The organism is Blautia sp. BIOML-A1 (assembly GCF_009883055.1).
Classification (GTDB): domain Bacteria; phylum Bacillota; class Clostridia; order Lachnospirales; family Lachnospiraceae; genus Blautia_A.
Map to the genome: position 1 here is coordinate 1 of NZ_WWVR01000003.1, position 24,534 is coordinate 24,534.

The window sequence follows — 24,534 nt, forward strand, 5'->3', positions numbered from 1 at the left end:
CCGTCCTTTTAGTATGCCCGCCTACCGGAGGGCATCTTTCATTCAAGAGTGCTCCGTAGGAGCAGTTTCCTATAAAGTAAAAAAAGAACTCTGCACTTAACAGAGTTCTTTCTCCATCCTATGTAAAATTTAATGAATCCGTAATTATAATGCAGTTACGATCTTATCCTGGAATGCAGCCGGAATATCTTCTTTGTCAAGAGACATGCTGATGATGAATTTCACATTGAATTTCTCACCAACGGTAGTAAGCTGCTCCAGTGTACTGGTAACATCCAGTCCTTCTAATTTAGCTGTAGTCAGGAAACTGTCGAGATAAACCTGCTCAAGGTCATGGTCCTGAGAAATGATTCCACATACAAATCCGACAAATTCATCGGCGTTCTTGATCGGATATACAGAAACATCGATCAGACGAACCTTATTATTCAGCTCATACATATGCTTGGTGCTTTTGTCCAGATAAACAATGCTGCCATTCGCATCCTTAATTGCGCCGTTTACTTTGTCTAACAGTACTTTTGTTTTGCCTTTGCCTTTCTTTCCTACGATCAGTTCAACCATCCTGTTTTCCTCCTTAGACACAATATGATATTAATTTTGAACAAATACGATAATTAATATGTTTGTATTATAGTGTATTTTGTATCAAATTTCAATAGATAATTGCAAGTTTTTGTGAAATTTTCTAAAAGGAGGAAAATTTATAGTTCTTATGGTCGAGGTGTTTTGTCTGCGGCAGATTAATTTTCCTATGCCAGAGGAATTCCCGATTTTGAGTAGTTGTAATGAAGATAATAGTCTGTCATGTTCTCTATCCTTGATTTATAGTTAGCTTCTGTCATCTGGTATGTTCCATCGTGGATCCAGTCCATGATATCCGCACTGATCTGCTCGCTGTAATGTGTATCATCCTTGTAATTATCAAGATCACAGGTCAGATCAAAAAGATCTGTGAAGGAAAAAAGCTTCACATTATCGTATTGCAGGAGAAGCTCTGCCTGCAGTTGTTCTGCCTGAAAATAGCGTTTAAGATTCCCTGAACATTTCGTCTTATACCACCAGAGGGCACTGTATGGTGGAGTATAGAAATAAAAGGTTGTTTCAGGATGTGCTTTTACCATATCGAGAACATTTTCTTCTACATTATGTCGGACAATTTCAGCTTCTTTTTCTGTGAATTCCTTTTGATCCTCACATCTGGCTGGTGCGGAGTAATTCTGAAGGACATAATCTTTACCGACCGGATGATCAGCTGCCCAGGAGCTGTATTGATCCATATCAGGCATTTTCTGTCCATGAAGGGTATATTTCACGACACCGAGTGTATTGTCTATAAAAATGTCTTTATTAAAGAGATACTGTACGTCATTCCAGGGATTATCATCATACAGATAGGTCGGAACATTATCGTAATTATAATCAGACTTGTCATCAAAAACCTTATTATAGTCCAGACAGCGGAAGATATATTTTATATCAGATTTATTCTGAAAAATCATCCGGATTTCCTCGTCTATCGCCCAGTATGTATCACCGGTAAGAGTCACTTTGACAGAATGTGCATCAAATAGCTTATCAAACTGAGAGGTTTTGAAATTCTGCATCATAGAAGTTCCGGTGATTGCAGAATCATAATCAAAGTTTCGGATGATTCCATTGTTGAGATAACGCTCTCTTCCTCGTTCAAGAGGATATTCCAGCTGTGCTAGTGGCTTATGATAATGAAAAAATGGATCTATTACTGCTGTCATGCCGCCGATAAGAACCAGCATCGTACCAGTTCCGACGAGTACTGTTTTTACAAATTTATTACTGTTCATAATATTTATTGCTCCCTAAAAGTTAAAGTAGAGAAATTCCGACACACCTGAAAGGGTAAAAATTCCCCATACCATACAGAATACGGTGAAAACAGCCATAGAGACTGTCGGGCGAAACTTCATTTCCTGATTGTTTTTAAAATTAAGACATAAGAATAACATTCCGGCAAGCATGATCAGTGCATCAACACCCCGGATGGAAGCCATAACTTTATTCAATACAGGAATATGGCTGTAAATAAGATGAAATTCTTTTAACTGGAAGGTCTGCAAAAAAGGTCCCCGGACATTGAGATTTTTGAAGCCGAGGATTCTTTTGATAAACGTAAACGCCTGTGAAATAGAATCTGCCCGGAAAAAAATCCAGGTGATATTTACAAACAGAAAAGTGGCTGCCCATTGAATCACCTCGTGCATACTCTCCCACTGTTTTTTGAACATTCTGGTGACAGCATTACCGATTCCATGCAGGAAGCCCCAGAAAATAAAAGTCCAGTTTGCTCCATGCCAGAGTCCGCTTACAAGGAATACCATGATAATATTAAAGTAGGTACGAATGGTTCCCTTACGACTTCCCCCAAGTGGAAAATATACATAAGTACGCAGAAATCTGGTCAGCGTCAGATGCCATCTTTTCCAGAAGTCTACAATTGACAGAGCCTTATATGGAGAATTAAAGTTCATTGGAATATGGATATTAAACATATATCCAAGCCCGGTTGCCATGTCGCAATATCCGCTGAAATCAAAATAAATCTGGAAGGTATAGGCCAGCATAGTCAGAATTGCTTCCATGGAAGTAAGATCATTTCCGAGATGGCTGTATCCCCATGCGACAGACACACTTAATGTATCTGCGATAACGGCCTTTTTAACAAGGCCTGCCGCAAACATATAAAGCCCATGAGCCATATTGTCACTGTTAACTTTCCAGTTGTTCTTGTCCTCAAACTGAGGCAGAACCTCATTATGCAGAACAATTGGTCCGGCGATCAGCTGTGGAAAGAATGTTACAAATAATGCATAGTCTGCAAAATTATACTCTTTTGTTTCACCACGATAGGAATCGACCATGTAAGAAACCTGCTGAAAAGTAAAAAAGCTGATACCCAGCGGGAGAACAACATGTCGCAGCTGAAAGTCAGCTGAAAAAACTTTGTTCAGATTGTCAACAAAGAAATCATAATACTTAAAGTAAAAGATCAATCCAAGATTAAAGATAAGTCCAATACCAAGCAGAGTCTTTTTGAGCAGTGAGATTCTCTCAGGTGCAAAAAGCCATTTGCGCTGCAGCAGCTGAGACAACAGATAATTGACAAGAATACTACTGCACATGATCCAGAGATAGCTTGGATTAAAATAACCATAGAACCAGAATGACATAAGAATCAATGAAACTTTGGCTAAAACAGGTTTTTTAAGTTTATGTAGTCCGTAATAGCTTCCAATAGCCAACGGCAGAAAAACAAATATAAATATGTAAGAATTAAATAACATTTTTCTATGATTTCCCCTTAACTTTAGTTTTCTATTATTCCGTATCAACTATAAGGGAAACTTCAGGGTTAGTCAAGTCTTTCATGATGTTCAGATGATGAAGGTTGACTATGCTGGTTGATAAAAGCGCGGAGCGCAATGTATTTTGTGTTATTTGTATTTACTATACTATAACATTTACATCTTGAAAAATAACAGCCCGGGATTTATTAAGGTTCTCCGGGCTGTCTTCACTATACAGTATTGATATGTTCCAACAGGGATGTCATCTCCTGATACAAAAGTTCTTTCGTGGATGCACCCATTACAATGGACACAAATGGATTTCCATATTCATTCTGACACAACAGGGCAAGACAGTTTCCTGCACTGCTGGTCGTTCCTGTTTTACCTCCAAGGATCGTGATACCCTTTGGTGCTGTTGCTTCTCCTGTAAGATAATGATCTGTTGCAGTCAGCGCTACACTCGCATCGGAACCATCACTGTATTTATAGCTTGTCGTGTAGCTTCCCAGCTGAGTGATCTCTGTAAACTCAGGATATTTCAGAGCCTCCTTCAGCATCAGATAAATATCATATGGTGTTGTATAATGATTTTCATCCTGCAGGCCGTGAGGATTAGTGAAATGAGTTCCTGTACACCCAAGTGAAGCAGCATACGCATTCATCATAGAAACAAAATTCTCTGTCGTTCCTCCAATATGCGTCGCAATCGCAGATGCTGCGTCATTTCCGGAATATACCAGTAGACAGTGAACCAGTTCATCCATTGTGACCTGATCTCCCACCTGGAATCCTACACGCTGAGAACCTTCCTCCAAAGTGACATTCTCCTCTGAGATTGTGACAACATCATCCATATTCCCATTGGTGAATGCCAGAAGTGCTGTCATGATCTTGGTAATACTTGCCGGATAAACCTTATCGTAGGCTCCTTTGGCGTACATTACAGATTTGTCATTAAGATTCAGAAGCAGTCCCTCCTGCCCATCCTCCAAAGTGACCGAATCAAGTGCCTGATCCCCACTTACAACACAGAGGTCACCGGCAAACGAAACCGCCCTTGAGGTTGTCCTGAGTGTGTTCTGATACTGAAATTCCTGATTGATATCAAAGGCCTGTACCTTTTTTCCAGCAGGTAATCCTGTCCGGAATACATAGTATCCACCACCGCATAAAGCAATGACAAGAAGGATCACTGCTATGACCGGTAGAAAACTTCTTCTGCGCGATTTTTTCTTTCGGGAAGGCGGGTTTCTGCGGGCCTGTGATGCTTCGACCGGACGTGCATTTCTTACAGAAGTATGTGCAGTACCTCCTGTCGGCCTTGCAGATCTTCCTGATTTCCTGTTTGCCGAGGCACTTCTGCCTGATGAGATATGCGGCCTTGCAGATTTTGCTGTATCTGCGGTACGCCTGCGTTCATATGGCTGTTCTTTTTTCATAAGTAATCCTCTTTCTGATTCATAGAATTTTTGCGAATTTCCTTATTATATGCACTGCTCTGCAGACCTACATTCAAGACAAGTCCCATTCCGATATAAAGACTTACCAATGAGGTCAGACCATAGCTTACAAATGGAAGCGGCGTACCTGTGTTCGGTGCTATTCCTGTAGCTACACTGATATTCAAAAAACTCTGCAGTGCAACGACACTGGCCATTCCGCAGCATATGATCTTACCGGACAAATCCTTCGCTCGAAGCCCCATCCGGACACATTCTATGGAAATTGCCAGAAGAAGCAGGATGATCAGGGAGCAGCCGAGAAATCCATACTCCTCTCCTGCAACTGCAAAAATAAAGTCTGTCTGATTCTCTGAAACAAAGTTACCCTTATTTACTGAGGTCACCTCGTCACTTCCGGACAGCCGCTTACCGATCAGCTCACCTGACGCGATCGCTGTCTTGGAGTTATTCTGCTGCTGGATATCATCACTGTACTCGTCGTTCTCAGGGTAAAGGAATGACATGATTCGATTTCTCTGATAATCCTTGATCAGTTTCTGATCCGGCTGAACTACTATCGAGAGAAAAATGATGATAAGAGGAACCAGAATCAGAACTGTGCCTCCTATGATCTTATAGCTGAGTCCTGCTATATAGATAAGAATACAGAATACAGCCAGCATCATAAGTGTGTTTTTCAAGTCGGGCTGCTCTAAGATCAGAAAAAGAGGAACTGCCAGTAACAAAACAGATTTGGCCAGCGTCTTTGGCGTGTTCAAATCTTCCTCATGATCCATAAAGAACCTGGCGAAAAACAAAATAATAATGATCTTTGACAGCTCTGTAGGCTGAAAACGAATGAATCCAAAATCGATCCAGCGGGCTGCTCCATTTGCAGAGTCACCAAAGAGTCGTACGATCAGCAGAAGCACAATATTGACCCCGTACAAAATCCATTGAAAATTTGAGATCCACGAGTAATCGAGCAGCGAAAGTGCTGTCATGATCAGCAGACCCATAATGACACCGATCAGCTGTTTACTTCTGAGATCATCTCTGGCACTTCCGACTAATATGATTCCGATCGCACTGATCGCAACAAGAAAAAGCACCAGTCTAAAATTATAAAATCGTAATTTATACTGTTTAATCATTTTGTATTTTATTCCCTTTTCTTATATACCGGTATGTCTGCATGAAGGACCGGAGGTTCCTGACTTATCCAGAACACAACGCCTTCCTCATCTATGGAAACGTATTTTTTTACTGTATGGATCATGTCGTCCTTCAATAAATCCATCATTTGCAAGGAACAGCCAATCCTCTCTGAAACCAGAAGAAGCTTCATCCGGTTTCTTGCATATTCTGCGGAGCGGTTTTTGAACTGAAACAAAGCTTTCACATGAATCCTCTCCCTCCGTCTGTAGGCAGTCATTTATGAAAAAGGTTTCCAATCCTCTGAAGCATTCCCTTTTTTTGATGAAGGGGTGCAAATGGAACCTCCTCACCCAGTAACCTGCGGCAGATGTTTCGATATTCTTCTTCAGCCTGTGAATTTCTGCCCGAAAAAGGTTCTCCCTGATTAGCAGCGATCACAATCTGCTCATCATCCAGAATGCTTCCGATCAGATTCACGGCAAGGATCTCAACGACATCCTCCACTGACATCATATCTCCACGTGCGATCATATCCGGACGAAGCCGATTGATGATCAGATGAATATCCTGGATGCCATCTGCTTCCAGAAGTCCTATGATCCGGTCTGCATCGCGAATCGCTGAAACCTCCGGGGTTGTGACCACAAGAGCTTTGTCCGCTCCTGCGATCGCATTTCGGAATCCCTGCTCAATCCCTGCCGGGCAGTCCAGAAGAACAAAATCAAACTCTTCTCTCAGTTCTTCTGTCAGCTTGATCATCTGTTCCGGAGAAACAGCGGATTTATCCTTTGTCTGTGCCGATGGAAGCAAATACAGTTCCGGATGTCTCTTATCCTTGATCAATGCCTGCTTCAGGCGGCACTTCCCATTTATGACATCTACCAGATTGTATACGATCCGATTTTCGAGTCCAAGAATCACATCCAGATTCCGAAGACCGATATCCGTATCGACAACGACTGTCCGCTTGTCCAGCATTGCCAGTCCAGTACCGATATTGGCTACTGTTGTTGTTTTGCCGACTCCACCCTTACCGGATGTAACTACTATCACTTCACCCATGTTTCTGCACCCTCCTGAAAAGATATGTTCCAGACCTCTGGTATTCTCTTCTGTATATTTGCCGCAGCACATATCCTTAGTCGTTTGAAGTATTACTTGTATCACTGGAGGCATAACCTGTCAGAATTGTATCCTCGTCTGCCAGATCATAGATGTACTGTAAAATATCATTTGCAGTCAGGCAGGCATTTCCTGATGTATATCCATTTGCAATACGGACAGCAATCGCATATTCCGCGTCTCCCGTAGAAGGTGAGTTTGTATATCCGATAAACAGACCGTGGTTCGGATGGTAAATATCCAGCTCAGCTGTACCTGTTTTACCCGAAAGTGTTACCCCAAGTCCGTTGAACTGTTCATGCGTCTGTACCACTCTTCGCATACCGTCGTGAATATCTTCCCACACATTATTCGGTACATCACTCATTTCATTCTTTACAGACGGTGCGTATTCATTGAGAATTTTGCCCTGGGAGTCTGTAACCTTATTTAAAAGTGAAAGGTCATAGACGGTTCCCGAGGTTGCCAGTGCTGTCGCATAACGGGCAAGCTGGCTGGTTGTAAACAGATGATTACCCTGTCCAATATAGGAAGGAACTGCTTTACTGTCAGAAATATGTGGTGTTGCTTCTGAAATCTCAATGCCAGTTTTTTCATCGAGACCAAACTCAGAAGCATATTTCTGCAGTTTGGAAAGACTCAGTGTTTCAGAAAAATCACCATCCGCATTTTTGCCTGCAAGGAAACCGACCATGTTAAAGAAATAGTTACAGGACTGTTCGATCGCACCTCTGATCTCCAGAGATCCGTGACCCTGACGGTTCCAGCAGTAGATGGCCGGTGACACCAAGTCAAATTTACCCGTACATTCATAATAGGTGCCGTCATCGATAACACCCTCCATCATACCTGTAACGGCAGACAGAAGCTTTAAGGTGGAACCTGGTGCCGTTGTCTGCTGCGTTGCCTTATTGAAGAACGGACTCGACTGATCCAGGGCAAGCTTTGTATAATAGCTGGTATCCATATTGTTGCTGAGCTTATTATTATCATATCCCGGATAGGATACACAGGCAAGAACTTTTCCTGTTTTTACATCTGTAATGACAGCGGATGCTGAACATGGTGCAAGTGCAAGCTGTGCTGGTTCGATCTCCAGATTGGCAATCTTGTTGATCATGAAATCATATGCTGACATCTGACCGGATGCAAGGCTTGCGTAGCTTGCATCATCCTTTGAGAGTACTCCCTGCTCATACAGCACCAGACAGATATCCTGTCCTGAAATCCGGTCATCCATAAGCATGTATTTATACAGAAGCTTGGAGAATCCGGTATCTGTCTTGAGATAATCAGTAATATAATCTGTAAGTGTTGTATAAACCTCGTTGGAATCCAGATATTCTTCTTTCGGAGAGATGACTGATATGTCAATCCAGTTCTGACTGGCAGCATAGTTCAGATAATCCTTAAGACTGATGCTGCGATCTGTGGCCCATGCCTGATAGGTTGCATCAGAAGTATCCACCGCATCCTTCTTGATCACACCAAGTGTATCTCTCAGAATGGTATCACAGATATAAGAAAGATATTCTTTAAGCTCATCGGATTCGTCCTTGTATGCCGGTGGATTATCCATTGTCAGCCTATTAGTTATTGTATCAAAAACTTCCTGCTGCTTTTGTTGAAATTTGGCGTATAAATTTTTTTCTGTATCCGATGCATTCTCATCACTGAACTTGTCAATATCAATGACACTGTTCGAGATCAGAGCATTGTATACATCATAGATTGGAATAACGATCTTACTTGCATCCTGCTCAGCTTCATAGTTGAACTCTTTAACAGCCTCAATCTTGTTCAGAAGAATACCTGCAACTCTCTGCTTCAGAATCTGGTAGATTGCCGCCTGCCAGTCTGCATCAACAGAAAGATAGACATCATTTCCTGCCTGAGGCTCGACGGTAGTATCGCTGTCGATCTTCAAAACCTTACCAAGGTTATCAACCGTAACCGTTTCCTGACCATCTGTCCCCTGCAGTTCCAGTTCCATATACTGCTCAATTCCGGCTTTTCCGATCACTGCGCTGCTCTTATATTTTGAGTTCTGCTTCTTAAGATCCGCCAGTTCCTCAGAAGATGCCTTTCCGGTATAGCCAAGAAGCGGTCCCATACTCTCATCATCTACATACTGACGACTGGAATCCTCAAGCACATCAATTCCCTGGAGTTCATTCTGATTTTCTTTGACTGCTGCCACTGTACTTTCACTGACATTTGTCGCTATCGTAACAGCCATATATTTCTGGAAGCTGTTTGTACTCAGCTCATAACGCATGATCGCAATGTCGAGGACCTCCTGTCTGGTCAGTTCCTCCGGAAGTCCATATTTCTTCAGTTCTTCCGTTGTATAGGCATTGTCACCATAAAGAACAATAGAAAAGCCCTTGCTGCCGCTTAAGTAGCTCATAATATCCTCTGCACTTGCAGCCGCCTCATCCTCTGTCAGATCATCGATCAGCGCATGACCGTAAATATCCGCCTTAAATCGATTCAGGGTAAATCCCGGCTCAATATCAAATACATAGTTTCCGTCATTGTCCAGTTTGATATGGAATGTATTAGAGAGACTGTCACCGTTATCTGCAAGGATACGCAGAACCTTATAGGCAACTCCGTTCAGAGTCAGATTCTTTTCACGGGTGGTATCATAACTTCCATTATCCTCAAATGTCAGAGAATAAGACAGAATATTGGAAGCAATCAGTTTATTGTTTCTGTCATAAATATTACCCCTGGTACTTTTGAGGACTCGCGTTTTCGTCGTCCTTGTCTGAAATTCATCAATATAATCCTCTCCCTGTATGATCTGCAGCTGATAGAGCTGTCGGATCAGGACAAAAGACAACATGATAAATAAAAGTAAAAGTACAGAGGTTCGTTTCAGTTGAAATTTTTTGAATATTCTTTTTATTTTAGTACCCAAATAGATTCCCTTTCTTTCCTGGTTGCATTCATAAAGTGATGATTAATATAATAAAAAATTTTATATACGATCAATGCCAGAAAAACTGTATAGAAGATTTCCGGAATGATGATCCTGTATAAATATTTAAATATCCCAAGTCTTCCCCTCAGGAAAAACTGAAGCCCGTATACGGCAAGATTATAGATGAGATCCATAATAGCCGTCAGTGCCATTGGCACCTTGATATCATCATCATAATAAATACGAAATGCATAACCGCTGAAAAAACCGGCATACATATAGATCAGTGCATAAAATCCAAATACAGATCCATAAAACAGATCCACAAGCAGTCCGCTGAAAAAGCCGGTCCACAGACCACTCTTACGCCCACGCATCAGTCCCATAGATACACACAGGATCAACAAGAGATTCGGCGTGATCGAGCCAATGGCTATTTTCTGGAGGAGCGTGGACTGCAAAAGGAAGCATACAATGATCGTAAAGAAAAGAACAATCTTACTCTTCATTATTCTGTTCCCTCCTGACCAGTCTCTGCGGCATCCTCCTGTGAAGTACTGCCGCTATCGACAGCATCCTGCTTATTGACCGTGATCACAAAAACATCCTTCAGATGCTTAAAGTCCACAGGAGTCACGATCGTACCTGTCTTTGTCAGATTGTTAGTATCCAGTTCGAGCTCACTGACATAACCTACGAACAAACCTTCCACATATTTGTCACTGATGTTTGAAGTGACAATACGTTCTCCCACGGTCACCTTGTCGTCCTTGTCATACAGCTGTGAAAAACGCAGCTTGCCTTCATCGATCAGCTCAAGATCTCCTGTCACCACGCAATTATCATCCGTACCCACAGTCATAACACTGACATAGCTACTGTCGTCGATAATGGCACGGACGGTTGCCCAGTTCGAGCCTACCTCCGTGACAATACCAACAAGCCCCTTGCCGGAAATGACATTATTATCTACGCGGATGCCGTCGTTGCTTCCCCGGTTGATCATAAATGTATCATACCAGTTTCCAGGATCCTTGGAGATGATTCTTGCCGCAACCTTTGGGTAGGAAGAATACTCCTCATCCAGCTTATATAATTCCTGAAGACGTGAAAGCTCCGACTGATTCTGGATCAGAATATTGTTCTGCTCCGTCAGTGTATCCACGGCATCCTGAAGTTCCTGATTTTTGTTGATCAGCTCCTGCTTGTCCTGGAAGGTCTGACTGATCTCACCGATCCAGCTTCCGATTCCATCGATACTCTTCTCAAACGGAACCACGATCATACCTGCTGCCTCTGCCAGAGGTTCCGACGTAACGCCGGAGGCCAGCGTCGATACTACCGCACTGCCACAGAAGAATGTCATGATGACCAATAAATGCTTACTCTTTAAATGTATTCGAAATTGAAATTTCTTTTTCAGGTTTTTCATGTATCATACCCCTAAGAAAATTATAATTTACGTTGTTTGACGGGCTGTGCCCAATTTCTAAGATCCCGGTCCCGGATGATCTTCTCAAGTCCGCAGATCGTCGACTTCTCGTAGAAAGGCGATAAATTAAAGGATACGCCTGTATAGCTTGCCAGATAATTGTCGATATACGGAATACGTGTACTTCCACCGGTAAGATAGATTCCCTCTCTGGAAATATGATAAGCGATCTGCGGTGGGATTCGTTCCAGAAATATCTTCATCTCTGCCGCGATCGCATTCACACAGTCCATGATCCCGGCGTTCACGACATATCCGGAAATGATCTCTTCCCTCGGAAGGCCGGAAATACTGTCGATCCCGACCACCTTGCGGGCATCCTTTCGCTGATCGTTCAGTCGTCCCATGGCAATCTTAAGCCGCTTACCGGTACGTGTGCCGATCTGCAGATTATAACGCTTACGTATCTCTGCACAGATAGCTTCATTCATCTGTCTGCCGCCGATCGGAACCTTCCTGGACATAATAATATTTCCGTCCGTCAAAATGGAAAACTGCGTACTCTGTGCACCAATGTTGACGACCATACTTCCCTCATTCTTCTCCATTCGAATTCCCATGGCCAGTGCATCCGCTATGGGAGCTTCCACCATATAAACCCGATTCTGACGAAGCCAGTGACCGTTTACCACATGATAATATGCACGTTTCTCAATCGCCGTCATATCCAGCGGAACTGAAAAAAACATATCCGATCCGATCCCGAGAAATTTATCAATCTTCTTCATCATGCTGTACAGGGCAATCTCCTGAAGTTCCAGATTGGCGATCATTCCAAAAGTCATCGGAGAGTTCACCGCAATATTTACCGGGGATTTTTCAAACATCTCATAGGCCTCATTTCCAATGGCAATGATCGTGTGCCCCTTGGATGCCACCATGTTTTTTTCCATGTAACTCTTGTTCTTTAAAAAGGAATAGACTTTGATGGTGCTGCTGCCCAGGTCTATTCCGTACGTTTTTCGTAAAAGCATAAAACAATCCCTTCATTTCAGGTATTCTCCGAGTATTTCCTGTTCCCTGAAGCTGACATATCTGTGATCTCCAATGATGATATGATCCAGAAGAGAAATCCCAAGCATTTCTCCTGCTTTAAAGATCCTCTCCGTGATCTCACGGTCACAATGACTTGGTGCAGGATTGCCGCCAGGATGATTATGTACAAGTATCAGGCTGACTGCATGATAGCGGAGTGCCTCCAGATATACTTCTCTTGGAGTGATCAGTGTCGCATTTACTGTTCCCTTGGACAATACAATATCATTCAGCAGATGGTTCTGATTGTCAAGCATCATACAGATCATCAGTTCCTGTTCCTGGTGTCGAAGCTGCTCCATATAATAGGCTGCGATCGAGTCCGGATTCTGAAAACTAAGTGCCGGTCTTGCAGCCGCACACGCCATGCGTTTGGAAAGTTCCCCGATGCATTTAAGCTGTACTGCCTTCACGGTACCGATCCCATGGATCTTCTTCAGATCTTCCAGTGAACTGTGAAGAAGTCCAAGCAGTCCCGGGTAGGAAGAATGCTCCATATGATTCAGGATTTCGTTTGCCAGTCCCAGAGAATTCATCCCCCTGGTACCGCACCGCAGAATCACTGCAAGGAGCTCACTGTCACTGAGCACTGCCTCTCCATCCCGTATACATTTCTCATAAGGACGCTCTGACTCCGGTATTTCTTTCATAATTTGATTCATATGTCTGCCTTTTGCTCTCTAAACAAGATCAGGCCCCCCGAAGAATCAAAACTCATTTTAGCATAAAAAGAGGGAGATGTACACTCCCTCCTAAAAATTTCTGAATTTTTCACAAATGAATTCCGCCACTTTTATGCCATCCATAGCAGCAGATGTGATGCCTCCGGCATATCCGGCGCCTTCCCCGCAGGGATAGATTCCTTCTATATTAGATAGTCCTTCTTTGCTGCGGACAATCCTCACCGGAGAAGAAGTTCTGCTCTCAATTCCACTCAAAAGTGCATCTTCACGGTCAAATCCGGAAAGCTTTCTGCCGAAGGCAAGCATGCCCTCCTCGATGGAATCACCGACTGCCTTAGGAAGAATAGAACGGACATTGGAAAGGACAAATCCACCTTTCATCTGCGGTATCACCTCACCAAAGGCTGTACTCGCCTGATTTTTTCTGAAATCCCCAAAAAGCTGAACAGGAATCCTGCCTTCTCCAAGCTCCCAAGCCTTACGTTCCAGATCTCTCTGGAAAGCAATTCCCCCAAGTGGCGTATCATCCGGGAAATCGGAAGGACTCACGGTGACGATCAGGGCACTGTTTGCATTTTTACTGTCACGCGCCTGATAGCTCATGCCATTGACTGCCAGTCTTCCCGGTTCCGAAGAGGCATTCACGACATATCCACCCGGACACATACAGAAAGAATACACTCCGCGTCCATTTTCGCAGGTATGTGTCACCTTATAGCTTGCAGCACCGAGGAATTCATTTTCCTCTTCTCCATAAAGATCCATATTGATCATACTCTGCGGATGCTCCACTCGAAGACCGACAGCAAACGGTTTGGGTTCCATATAAACTCCCCGCCGATTTAACATCTCAAAGGTATCTCTGGCGCTGTGACCAAGTGCCAGTACGCAGACCTCTGCCGGGATTTTCTCCTGAGCATTCACTTCCACTTCCTTCAGATGTCCCTCTTCAAAAAGCAGGTCTGTCATCTTCGCCTCAAAGCGGAAGCTGCCGCCCATCTCCTCGATCTGATGGCGGAGCGTTTCTACAATGCCGATCAGCACATCTGTCCCAAGGTGGGGCTTTTGCTGATAGACGATCTCCTGTGGGGCTCCTGCCTGTACAAAGCGTTTTAATACCTCATGGTTTCGTCCGTTTGGATCCTTGACCAGAGTATTCAGCTTTCCGTCAGAAAAAGTTCCTGCACCGCCTTCTCCGAACTGAACATTGGAATCAGGATTCAGGACACCATTCTTCCAGAAATGATCCACGGTCTCCTTTCGTCTGGATGCTTGCTCACCGCGCTCCAGAACCAGAGGACGATAGCCGGCTTTTGCCAGATACCAGGCACAAAAAAGACCGGCCGGTCCGCTTCCGACGATGACCGGTGGATGTACGAGCCTGGTACTTCCCGGTTTCGGAAACTGGTATTCCTTCTTTTCTGTTGACATAATATTTTTATTGTGAACTTTTTTTAATATCTGTTTTTCATTCGGAACGACAACATCCACCGTATAGACAAATTTCTTGTCTTCTTTATGTCTGGCATCCAGAGACTGTCTTATAATCTCATATGAAAAACTTCCCTCCGGACACTTCAGCGTCCGTGCAATTTTTTTGTGAAGCTGTACTTCTGTATGATTCACAGAAAGCTTTAACTGTGTGATCCGTATCATCTTTGCTCCTTTGCCGCATATCTGCCTGCCACTGCTCCGCTTGACCACGCCCACTGCAGATTATAGCCTCCGCAGGGACCGTCAATATCCAGGAGTTCCCCCGCAAAATGCAGTCCCTGACAAAGCAGGGATTCCAGTGTTTCCGGGTTTATTTCTGTAGTATCTACCCCTCCGGTGCAGACCTGTGCCTGCTCAAATCCGCTGGTTCCCTTTATTTCAAGCGGAAATGCCGTCATTGCCATGCAGAGGTCTTTTTGCTTTTGAAGGACTTTGATCAGCTTATCCGGAAGCAGGCCGAGAAGTCTCTCTGCCGCAGAAAGCTCCGGATATTTCTTTTCCCTTTCCAAAAGAAGTTCCCGGACAGCTGTTTCTGTATATTCCGGAAAAAAATTCAATGTGACAGACACCTTTTTTTTCTGATCCAGTGCCCTTGCTGCCGCTCCGCTGATCTGAAATACAGGAATACCAGAAATACCATACTCTGTCAGCTGAAGCTCTCCGGTTTCGCTGTCAGATACCTCTCCATCGATCCACAGCGTCACCTTACCTTCCGTACGTACCCCTGCCCAGGAAGAGAAGAAATTTCCCTTCGCCTTCAGTCCTGTGAGTGCCGGAAGCGGTCTTAAAACAGAATGCCCAAGTTCCTCTGCAAGGACATAACCACTTCCGTCAGAGCCCGGAACCTTTGAAGCTTTGGAGCCATTTGCAAGAATGACAGCATCACCTTCATACGTCCAGCCTTCGGTCTGAACCTTCCAGGTATTCTGTTCTTTATAGATTTTTAAGACCTTTTCCCTGGTTTTGATTTTTACTTTGAGGGAACGAGCTCTGAGAAGCAAAAGCTCCGGAATATATTTCGCCTGCCCTCCACGAGGATACAGCCAGCCCTTTTTCTCTATCACGACAATTCCCAGTTCATCAAAAAATCTTAAGGTATCTTCCAGAGAAAACTGAGCAAGGATCTTCTTTGCAAACTCTGGATGTTCTCCGTGAAAATACTTCCAGGACATATCCTGGTTTGTCAGATTGCAGCGCCCATTTCCTGTCACACAGATTTTGCGTCCCGGCTTCTCGTTCTGTTCCAGGATCGTGACGGCGGCTCCGTTTCTCGCTGCCATGATTCCTGCGGTAAGTCCGGATGCACCACCACCGACAATGATCACCTGTCGTTTTTTATCCATAAATAACTCCTTCTCAGAAAAAACGCGGTCCCTGCTTTATTTTACAGGCAGAGTTACCAGATTTTTCTCTACCAGTTTCTGAAGCGACATCAGAACACCCAGTTTGGCATGCTCAAAGGTAAGTCCGCCCTGGAAATAAACTGCATATGGCGGTTTTACCGGACCATCTGCGGAAAGCTCAATGGAAGAGCCCTGCACGAAGGCACCCGCTGCCATGATGACCTGGCTGTCATATCCCGGCATATCCCACGGTTCCGGATCCACATAGCTGTCAACCGGCGCTGCTGCCTGGATTCCCTTACAGAATGCGATCAGTGCTTCCGGGGAACCAAGTGTAACTGCCTGAATGATATCCTGCCGTGGCTCGCTTCCGTTTGGAACAACCGGAAAACCAAGCTTCTCATAGATGTTCGCTGCAAAAACAGCACCCTTTAAGGCTCCCTTGGTCACCATCGGAGCAAGGAAAAAGCCCTGGTAGAAAGAACGGTTTACACCAAGAGAAGCACCTACTTCCATCCCAAGACCAGGACAGGTCATACGGGCTGCCGCATTTTCCACACATTCTTTTGTTCCTGCGATATAGCCTCCGATCGGTGCCAGTCCGCCGCCCGGATTCTTGATAAGAGAACCTACGATCATATCTGCTCCGACATCACTTGGCTCCACTGTATCGACAAATTCACCGTAGCAGTTGTCCACCATACAGATGACATCCGGTTTGATTCCCTTTACGAATGCGATCAGTTCTCCGATCTGCTTTACAGAATAGGAAGGTCTTGTCTGATATCCCTTGGAACGCTGAATTTCCACAAGACGTGTTTTTTCATTGATCGCAGTGCGGATCGCATCGTAATCAAAGGTTCCGTCTTCTTTTAAATCTACCTGTTTATAGGTAACACCATATTCTGCAAGAGAGCCTCTGGACGGGCGGATACCGATCACTTCCTCCAGGGTATCATAAGGTTTTCCTGCCGGTGCCAGGATTTCATCGCCTGGGCGCAGATTTCCAAACAATGCGATCGCAAGTGCGTGAGTCCCGCAGGTAATCTGTGAACGGATCAGGCAGGCTTCCGTATGGAACGTATCTGCATACACTTTTTCCAGAGTGTCACGACCGAAATCATCATAGCCATACCCTGAAGAAGACTGAAAGCAGTCTGCACTGACTTTGTTTTTCTGCATTGCCAGAAGTACCTTCATCTGATTGTATTCTGCAATCTCATCAAATTTCTGAAAACGTTCCTTTAAAGATGCTTCAATCTCTTTTCCAAAATCGTAGACTTCAGAAGAAATCCCAAGCTGTTCATACATTTCTTTCATTTCTTATCTGTTCCTCTCTCGTTAATTTCTTTCAAGAATACCTCGTTCACTGAGTATATTCATCATATATTCCAGTATTTCACTCTCATTCCAGTGAAATGCTTCTTTATCCAGCCAGATCACGTCCTGTTCTCTTCTGAACCAGGTCAGCTGGCGCTTTGCAAAATGCCTTGTGTCCCTTTTAAGGATGCGGATTGCCTCTTCAAGAGGATATTCTCCGTCCAGACAGGCCAGGATCTCCTTGTATCCAAGTCCCTGCATGGATACCATTTCCCGATGACATCCACGTTCTTTTAACGCTTTGACTTCCTCAAGAAGTCCCTCCTCCATCATCTTATCTACACGTTGATCGATGCGTTCATACAAAATCTCTCTCGGTGCGTTCAGGACAAAATATGCCAGATTGTACGGGGAAACCTGCTGCTTTTGTTCGTCGTTATGCTCTGAGATCGGTGTTTTATTCTGATGATAGAATTCCAGGGCACGGATCACACGCTTCACATTGTTGGCATGAATATTCTGTGCACTCTTGGGATCCACTTCCTTGAGTTTCTCATGAAGATATTCTGCCCCTTTTTCTCTGGCGAGGCCTTCCAGCTCCTCCCGATAGGAGGTTTCCTGTTCTGCCTGGGTAAAATCAATATCCCTGGTAACTGCCTGAATATAAAATCCTGTTCCTCCTACCAGGATCGGTATTTTTCCCTTTGCATAGATCTCTTTCATGGCAGCTTTGGCCATTTCCTGAAATTTCACAATATGAAACTCATCCTCTGGCTCCAGCACATCTACCAGATAGTGCGTGACACCCTGCATTTCCTCTCTGCGGATCTTGGCGGAACCGATGTCCATTCCTTTATAAACCTGCATGGAGTCTGCAGAGATGATCTCTCCGTTTACTGCCTTCGCCAGCGAGATCGAAAGACTTGTTTTTCCTACTGCGGTTGGCCCCGTCAGTACGATCAGTGGCTTTTTCATAAAACACTCCTATACGATTCGTTTAAATTTCTTTTCCATTTCTGTCTTTGTCATGGAAATGATCGTTGGTCTTCCATGCGGACAGTGATATGGATTTTCCAGTGTCATAAGTTCATCCAGAAGCTTCTCTGCTTCCTCCATAGATAAGCGGTTATTACCCTTGACTGCTGCCTTACAGGCCATCGTTGCCAGCCTTGAAGCAAAAATATCCAGAGTATCCTTACTGTGATCGCTCTCCAGCTTATCCAGCATCTCAAGGAAAAGTTCCTCCTCCGTCAGTCCATACAGATTAGACGGCACTGCACTGATACAGTACTCACGTCCTCCAAAATGCTCGATCTCAAAGCCAAACTTCTCAAAATAATCTCTGTTTGCATTCAGGACTTCCTCCTCCTGCATGTTCAGGGAGACAATAAGTGGCGGTGTCAGATACTGAGAATCTATGGAATGCTCCCGGAACTTTCTGACCAGACGCTCATAGTAGATTTTTTCATGCGCAGCATGCTGATCGATGATATAAAATTTATCCTCAAACTGTGCCAGCCAGTAGGTGTCAAACACCTGACCGATCATGCGGATGCGGCTTCTGGACTGCGGAGAGAGTAACTTCTCCTCAAAAAGCTCCAGCTGCTTAGGTTCCGGTTCATTTACTTTTTGTTCTGCCTCTTTCGGCTTTCCTTCTTTTACTTCTGACTGTATTGTTTCCGGCCGTTTTGACTCTGACAGTTCCGGTTCCGATCGCCTGAGTTCTGGCTGCTTTTCTTCCGGATTTACTTCTGATCTTATTTCCGGCTTTTCTTCCGGTTCTTTTTCCGGCTTGGAAGGCAGTACGGCTGCCTGTCGGCTCTTTGCTTCATCCAGTTCCTGATTTTTCTTGAGAGTTCCCTCAAAAAAAGTTTCCTCCAGAGGCGTAAATACCGGACTTTCGCGAACCAGAGAGTGTGTCGCAGAAGCTTTGTAAAACTGCTCTCTTCGTTTCTGTTCGAACGGTTCCGGCACTGCAGCGGATTTTACAGTTTCTTTCGCCTCTTTCTTCACAGGTTCATCTGTGCCGAGTGTCACCTTCGGAATCATTTCCCGTCTGGTCAGGGCGGTATGGACGGTATCATAGACAGCATCATAGACCTCCTGTTCTCTGGCAAAACGCACTTCCCTCTTGGCAGGATGAACATTGACGTCCAGGTCATTTCCTTCCATTTCCATCCGAAGAGAGACAAACGGGAATTTATGCTGCATCAGAAATCCTTTGTAGGCATTCTCGATTGCCTTTGTGATGATGTTGTTTTTGACATAACGGCCATTGATATAATAATTCTCAAATGAGCGGTTTCCGCGGGCGATCTCCGGTTTACCGACGAATCCGGTGATCTTCATAAAAGAATTTTCCCATTCCACCTCCAGAAGTGCCTTTGCAATATCTCTTCCGTACACGCTGTAGATCACATCACGGACACTGTAGTTCCCAGAGGTATGCAGCTTCACCTGTTTGTTCTGAATATATTTAAAGGAAATTTCCGGATGTGAAAGTGCCAGCTGCTCCATCAGGGTGTGGATATAGTTTGCCTCCGTACTATCCGATTTCAGAAATTTACTCCGGGCCGGTGTGTTATAAAAGAGATTCCTTACCAGAAAAGTCGTTCCTTCCGGTGCTCCCAGTTCCTCCAGCGAATGCTCCATTCCACCCTCTATCACATAGCGGTTTCCACTGATGGCAGACGGTGTCTTGGTAATCAGTTCCACCTGGGAGACTGCCGCAATACTGGAAAGTGCCTCGCCACGAAATCCCAGCGATGCTATGTGCTCCAGATCTTCCACCTTCTCAATCTTGCTGGTGGCATGACGGAGAAAGGCCAGCGGGATCTGCTCTTCTTCCATACCGGATCCATTGTCTGTAATGCGGATCAGTTTTTTGCCGCCGTCCGTGATCTCTACGGTAACAGCCGTCGCTCCGGCATCGATCGCATTTTCTACCAGTTCCTTCACAACAGAAGAGGGACGCTCTACCACTTCACCGGCTGCGATCTTGTCAATTGTATTCTGGTCCAAAACTGCTATTTTTCTCAAGGCTGCCTCCTCATTCCATGGTACGCTCTTTTACCAGCGGTTTTTGATCTTGTTCTGTAGATTATACAAAATGTTCATGGCCTCCATAGGCGTCAGATTCGTCATATCCAGCTCCTTGATCTCCTGTACGATATCATTATCCTGAACGGTATCAAAAAGAGACATCTGTGCCATATCGACCTGATCATAGACAATTTTCTGTTTCTTCTTCGGAGCAGTCAGATCCTTGACTGCTGCCGTGATATCGGCATCGCTTAATTCCTCTACAAGCTCCTTCGCACGGTTGATAACAGAATCCGGAACACCGGCAAGCTTTGCCACCTGAATACCGTAGCTCTTATCGGCACCGCCTTTGACGATCTTACGAAGGAATACGATGTCGTCCCCTTTTTCCTTGACGGCAATACAGTAGTTATTAACTCCCGGTATCTTTCCCTCCAGCTCTGTCAGCTCATGATAATGGGTCGCAAACAACGTCTTGGCTCCGCAGAGTCTGGTGTTGCTGATGTGTTCGATCACCGCCCAGGCGATCGCCAGACCGTCAAAGGTACTGGTTCCGCGACCGATCTCATCAAGGATCAGAAGACTCTTTGAGGTCGCGTTGCGCAGAATATTTGCAACCTCCGTCATTTCCACCATAAAGGTACTCTGTCCGCTTGCCAGATCATCGGAAGCGCCGACTCTCGTAAAAATACGGTCCACAATGCCAATGTTCGCTTTCTCTGCCGGAACAAAGCTTCCAATCTGTGCCATCAGTACGATCAGAGCTGTCTGGCGCATATAGGTGGATTTACCTGCCATGTTTGGTCCGGTGATGATGGAAACTCTTTTTTTCTGATTATCCAGGTATGTATCATTTGAAATGAACATATCGTTTTCGATCATCTGCTCTACGACCGGATGACGTCCTCCCTTGATATCAAGGACACCGGTTTCATTGATCTTCGGTCTGACAAAATTATTCTTTTCCGCAACAAGGGCAAGAGAGGCAAAAACATCCAGTGCAGCTACTGCCTTGGCAGTCTTCTGAATGCGCAGGACCTCCTGTCCGACTTTATCACGGACATCCGCAAACAATTCATACTCCAGTGCATACAGACGGTCTTCTGCACCAAGGATCAGATCCTCCAGTTCTTTGAGTTCCTGTGTGATATAGCGCTCTGCATTGGTCAGTGTCTGTTTTCGCACATAATTATCCGGCACCTGATCCTTGAAGGAATTTGTAACCTCCAGGGAATATCCGAATACACGGCTGTATTTGATCTTAAGAGATTTGATCCCGGTACGTTCCTTCTCACGGGCTTCCAGCTCTGCCAGCCACTTCTTGCCGTCTGTTCTGGAGCGGCGGTATTTGTCAACATCTGCATGATATCCTTCACGGATAATGCCTCCGTCTTTCTGTGCCAGCGGCGGTTCATCTACGATCGCACGCCGGATCAGATCTGTGACGTCCTCAAGAGGATCCATATCCTCATAGATCTTCTGCAGGATCGGTGCCTTAAACTCACCCAGAATCTGACGGATGAACGGGATCATTGCCAGAGAAGAAGCAAATGCAACCATATCTCTCGGATTTGCGGACTGATAGCTGATCCGGCTGATCAGTCTCTCCAGATCGTAGATAGGATTGAGATATTCACGGATCTCGTCACGGAGCATCGGCTTCTGTGTCAGTTCCTCTACCGCCGTCAGTCTCTCCCGGATCTCTGTGGCATCGATCAGCGGCTGCTCCACATAGCCTCTTAAAGTTCTGGCTCCCATGGCAGTTCTGGTCTTATCCAGAACCCAGAGAAGAGAACCTCGCTTCTGTTTTTCACGAAGAGTTTCTACCAGTTCCAGATTTCTTCTGCTCGAACTGTCGATCAGCATAAATTTGTCGGCAGAATATGGTCGGATCGATGCCATATGGGAAAGTGCGGTCTTCTGTGTCTCATTCAGATACTGAAAAAGTGCTCCTGCTGCTATCACACCGCTGTCATAATCCTGAATACCAAGCCCTTCCAGCGTATTTACATGAAAATGCTCCTTCAGTGTACGCTGACAGAGACTGTCATCAAAATACCAGTTATCCAGTGGAAAGATGCAGATACGAAGGCGGTCCTTCAGATCATCGGTATCAATTCCGCTCATAAAAAAAGCGTCATTGCAGATGATTTCCGCAGGGACGAATTTGTTGATCTCATCCAGAAGCTTCTGAGGTTTGTCAACTTCTGTAAGAAAACAGTCACCTGTTGTGATATCTGCGATGGCACAGCCAAAATGATCTTCCATTGATACAATAGACATCAGATAATTATTCTTGGACTCATCCAGAGAAGTCGCATCTAGCGTTGTTCCGGGTGTGACAACACGGATCACTTCCCTCTTGACCAGCCCTTTGGCTTTCTTCGGATCCTCCACCTGCTCGCAGATTGCTACTTTGTGTCCTCTTTCAATCAGGCGTTTGATATAGGTCTCCGCCGCATGAAACGGAATCCCGCACATCGGTGCACGCTCTTCAAGGCCGCAGTCCTTGCCTGTCAGTGTCAGTTCCAGTTCTTTGGATACAAGCAGTGCATCATCAAAAAACATCTCATAAAAATCGCCCAGGCGGTAAAATAAAATACAGTCTTTATAAGTTTCCTTGGTCTTGCAGTATTCCTGCATCATCGGAGATAATACACTAATATTCTCCGGAAACCCAGTGTTTATGCGGCTTTTAGAAGTCCCAAATGTTGATTTGACCACATTATTACGATAGTTTTTTCCCTCGTTAGTGTTTTTGTCTATACTCAAGTATTTAAACCTCTCTTTAAAATTTTATCTCCATTTGCAAAATCAGGTTTCTGTTCCGTATTTTTGAATATACAGTTCGTATTCGTCATCTATATGTTCTTCTTCAATGTGTGTATAATAATTAGTCATTTTTTCATCAGAGTGTCCAGCTATTTTCTTTACTGTAGCGGCATCCATTCCCGATTGAATGCATCTTGTTACAAAAGTATGACGGAAAATATGAGGATGAACATCCATTAAATTCGGATCTCTGTTCTCTTTTTCTGCCAGAGCAATTTCATGTTTATTAACAATCCCAACAATCCGCCTGCATTCTGTTTGAGCTGATGATGGAAGATAACTTCTTCCTGAAGATGTTGTAAAAATCAGACCGGGATATTTTTTTAAAAGTATATTTGGTTTTCCCCAGTTTTTCCCCAGTTTTTCTTTATCACGATCCTGTTTTTCCTTCCAGCTCATAAAAGCAGCAATCACTGCATCCGTTAATGGAACCTTTCTATTGCTGGCACTTTTCTTTGGTGTTGTAATCTGAATAGTAGAATACCTTTCAGGAAGTTCATTTCCTTTCGAATCATAATATTTTGTAACTCTGTTTAAGGTTTTATATACACGAAGCTTTTCATGCTTAAAGTCAAGATCACACCATTCTAGGGCAAGTGCTTCCCCTATACGTAATCCTGTATGAAGAAGAATAAAAAAGAGTTCATAATACCGGGTATTCTTGCAGCTCTCAAGGAAACGATGAGTGTCATATATACTAAGACATTTTTCATCTTCTTGTTCCTGCATTATCTTCTCATCAGGTATTTCACCCGGTTCTTCTTTAGGCAGTTTAATATCGGCTACGGGATCTATGGGTATCATTTTTCCACTATATGCCTTTTTGAAAAGCTGACGGACTACACTTAATGATTGTATTACCGTTGTACGTGCATATCCTTCTTCTTCGAGTCCCTTTATCATGTCAAGAATATGTGTCGGACGGACCTCTATTAACCTCATGTAACCAATATATTCTCTTACTCGCTCAAAACCATTTACATAGTTACTTAAAGTGGTTGCTTTAACAGAATGCACCACATAAATAAGCATCCATTTTTCATACCACTTTGAAACAGAAATTCTAGGATCATATCCTGCAATTCCGGGGGAAACATTAGCAAGGTAGGCATTTCTTTCTTTTTTTAGATGTTGTAAATTTGTACCATAAATTGAAAACGTTTTTCCTGTACCGCGAACGAAAATTCTGGCCTCATATCGTCCATCTTTTCTTTGATATAATCCTTTTCCTAATTCTTTACCCTTTAAGTTTTTGCCCATAACACCACCATCCTTTCTGATGATAATGCATGGCACTGGATATATATTTTAGCACA

Annotated in this window: 19 protein-coding genes; all 19 read right to left on the reverse strand. The window is 44.2% G+C overall.

Going from position 1 to position 24,534, the window contains the following annotated elements; translation table 11 throughout:
• Positions 1–144 precede the first annotated feature (144 nt).
• Positions 145–564: a twitching motility protein PilT gene (locus tag GT674_RS02580; protein WP_161284293.1), complete on the reverse strand. Its 420-nt coding sequence runs from the start codon at positions 562–564 to the stop codon at positions 145–147.
• A gap of 188 nt (positions 565–752) precedes the next feature.
• Complete coding sequence (locus GT674_RS02585) at positions 753–1,823, reverse strand: hypothetical protein (protein ID WP_161284294.1); 1,071 nt, start codon at positions 1,821–1,823, stop codon at positions 753–755.
• Between the two features lie 15 nt (positions 1,824–1,838).
• A complete protein-coding gene (locus tag GT674_RS02590; RefSeq protein ID WP_161284296.1) occupies positions 1,839–3,320 on the reverse strand; it encodes an MBOAT family O-acyltransferase in 1,482 nt (493 codons plus the stop codon).
• Between the two features lie 233 nt (positions 3,321–3,553).
• Positions 3,554–4,765: a D-alanyl-D-alanine carboxypeptidase family protein gene (locus GT674_RS02595; RefSeq protein ID WP_161284298.1), complete on the reverse strand. Its 1,212-nt coding sequence runs from the start codon at positions 4,763–4,765 to the stop codon at positions 3,554–3,556.
• Positions 4,762–5,922, reverse strand: a complete 1,161-nt coding sequence (locus GT674_RS02600) for an FtsW/RodA/SpoVE family cell cycle protein (RefSeq protein WP_161284299.1) — start codon at positions 5,920–5,922, stop codon at positions 4,762–4,764. The genes GT674_RS02595 and GT674_RS02600 overlap by 4 nt, the downstream gene beginning before the upstream one ends.
• 8 nt (positions 5,923–5,930) lie before the next feature.
• Positions 5,931–6,170 (reverse strand): cell division topological specificity factor MinE, encoded by a 240-nt coding sequence (locus GT674_RS02605; protein ID WP_227240482.1) that lies wholly within the window; start codon positions 6,168–6,170, stop codon positions 5,931–5,933.
• 29 nt (positions 6,171–6,199) lie between these two features.
• Entirely contained in the window at positions 6,200–6,988 is a 789-nt protein-coding gene (gene minD, locus GT674_RS02610) for a septum site-determining protein MinD (protein ID WP_161284302.1), read from the reverse strand.
• Positions 6,989–7,064: 76 nt separating this feature from the next.
• Positions 7,065–9,974: a penicillin-binding transpeptidase domain-containing protein gene (locus GT674_RS02615; RefSeq protein ID WP_161284305.1), complete on the reverse strand. Its 2,910-nt coding sequence runs from the start codon at positions 9,972–9,974 to the stop codon at positions 7,065–7,067.
• Positions 9,959–10,486 carry a rod shape-determining protein MreD gene (gene mreD / locus GT674_RS02620; protein WP_161284306.1) on the reverse strand — a complete coding sequence of 176 codons (528 nt, stop codon included), beginning with the start codon at positions 10,484–10,486 and terminating at the stop codon, positions 9,959–9,961. The genes GT674_RS02615 and mreD overlap by 16 nt, the downstream gene beginning before the upstream one ends.
• Positions 10,486–11,409, reverse strand: a complete 924-nt coding sequence (gene mreC / locus GT674_RS02625) for a rod shape-determining protein MreC (RefSeq protein WP_161284308.1) — start codon at positions 11,407–11,409, stop codon at positions 10,486–10,488. Before mreC ends, mreD begins: the two co-directional genes overlap by 1 nt.
• Positions 11,410–11,429: 20 nt before the next feature.
• Complete coding sequence (locus GT674_RS02630) at positions 11,430–12,443, reverse strand: rod shape-determining protein (protein WP_161284310.1); 1,014 nt, start codon at positions 12,441–12,443, stop codon at positions 11,430–11,432.
• A gap of 12 nt (positions 12,444–12,455) precedes the next feature.
• Positions 12,456–13,166 carry a RadC family protein gene (gene radC / locus GT674_RS02635; protein ID WP_161284311.1) on the reverse strand — a complete coding sequence of 237 codons (711 nt, stop codon included), beginning with the start codon at positions 13,164–13,166 and terminating at the stop codon, positions 12,456–12,458.
• 90 nt (positions 13,167–13,256) lie between these two features.
• Positions 13,257–14,843, reverse strand: a complete 1,587-nt coding sequence (locus GT674_RS02640) for an NAD(P)/FAD-dependent oxidoreductase (RefSeq protein WP_161284313.1) — start codon at positions 14,841–14,843, stop codon at positions 13,257–13,259.
• Positions 14,840–16,024 carry an NAD(P)/FAD-dependent oxidoreductase gene (locus GT674_RS02645; protein WP_161284314.1) on the reverse strand — a complete coding sequence of 395 codons (1,185 nt, stop codon included), beginning with the start codon at positions 16,022–16,024 and terminating at the stop codon, positions 14,840–14,842. Before GT674_RS02645 ends, GT674_RS02640 begins: the two co-directional genes overlap by 4 nt.
• 36 nt (positions 16,025–16,060) lie before the next feature.
• Entirely contained in the window at positions 16,061–17,344 is a 1,284-nt protein-coding gene (locus GT674_RS02650; RefSeq protein ID WP_161284316.1) for a methionine gamma-lyase family protein, read from the reverse strand.
• A 21-nt stretch (positions 17,345–17,365) separates the two neighbouring features.
• Entirely contained in the window at positions 17,366–18,319 is a 954-nt protein-coding gene (gene miaA, locus GT674_RS02655; RefSeq protein ID WP_161284317.1) for a tRNA (adenosine(37)-N6)-dimethylallyltransferase MiaA, read from the reverse strand.
• Positions 18,320–18,328: 9 nt separating this feature from the next.
• Complete coding sequence (gene mutL, locus GT674_RS02660; protein ID WP_161284319.1) at positions 18,329–20,383, reverse strand: DNA mismatch repair endonuclease MutL; 2,055 nt, start codon at positions 20,381–20,383, stop codon at positions 18,329–18,331.
• Positions 20,384–20,413: 30 nt separating this feature from the next.
• A complete protein-coding gene (gene mutS, locus GT674_RS02665; RefSeq protein WP_161284375.1) occupies positions 20,414–23,032 on the reverse strand; it encodes a DNA mismatch repair protein MutS in 2,619 nt (872 codons plus the stop codon).
• 168 nt (positions 23,033–23,200) lie between these two features.
• Positions 23,201–24,478, reverse strand: a complete 1,278-nt coding sequence (locus GT674_RS02670; RefSeq protein WP_119235160.1) for a tyrosine-type recombinase/integrase — start codon at positions 24,476–24,478, stop codon at positions 23,201–23,203.
• Positions 24,479–24,534 lie beyond the last annotated feature (56 nt).